At 69.9% G+C, this 767-nt stretch carries 1 pseudogene; it reads right to left on the reverse strand.

From position 1 onward, the window contains the following. A pseudogene (locus tag CCL05_RS19030) lies at positions 1 to 767 on the reverse strand (penicillin acylase family protein); the annotation flags it as partial.

Here is a 767-nt window from a genome sequence, read left to right on the forward strand (position 1 = left end):
GCCCGGAGGCGCCGCTGAGGTTGATCCAGCGGGACTTGTCGAGGTCGCCGAGGTTCACCACCATCCGCATGGACGGCACCCACACCACGCCGTAGCCGCCGGCCGCGTTCCAGCCGGTCGCGTTGACGGTGGCCTCGCCGCCGCTGAGCTCCCACGGGCCGCGGTTGAGGGCGTACTGGACGAATCCGGGGCCCTCGGTGCCGAGGGTCTCGTTCTTCAGGAACAGGCGGTGCAGCCGGCCCCAGGTCCAGGTGTCGATGTCCTTGCCGAGCTTGGCGGTCAGTTCCCAGCGGGCGTCGACCATGGCGCGCCTGAACAGCTGGTCGCGGTTGACGGCGCCGTCGCGGGTGCCCACCTCGGGCGTCTTCCACCAGTCACTGTCGGGCTGGTCCATCAGCTTGCGGACCACCTCGAACCAGCGGTCGCCGCCGTCGGGCTGCGCCTGGTCCGGGTCGCGCTCGCCGCACTCGCGCACCTTCTCGGCCTCGTCGGCGGGCCCGGTGGTGNNTGAAGTAGGCGGCGGCCGCCGAGTCGGCGTCCTGGGTGTAGTCCCAGCCCTCCAGCAGCTTCTGCGCCTCGCGCACGTCCTTGTTCTCGGGGTCGATCTTGAGCAGCGTGGGCACCAGCAGCCGGGCGATCTCGCTGCTGTTGTCCAGCTGCATCTGGCGCATGTCGTCCGTGGAGATCTTGCCGCCGTCCTTGATCTTCGACCGGATCAGGTCGGTGATCCGCTGGCTGCGCGTGCCGTAGCCCCAGTCCTTGGTGAG

This window comes from Streptomyces africanus (assembly GCF_002150735.1).
In the GTDB taxonomy this organism is placed as follows: Bacteria; Actinomycetota; Actinomycetes; order Streptomycetales; family Streptomycetaceae; genus Streptomyces; species Streptomyces africanus.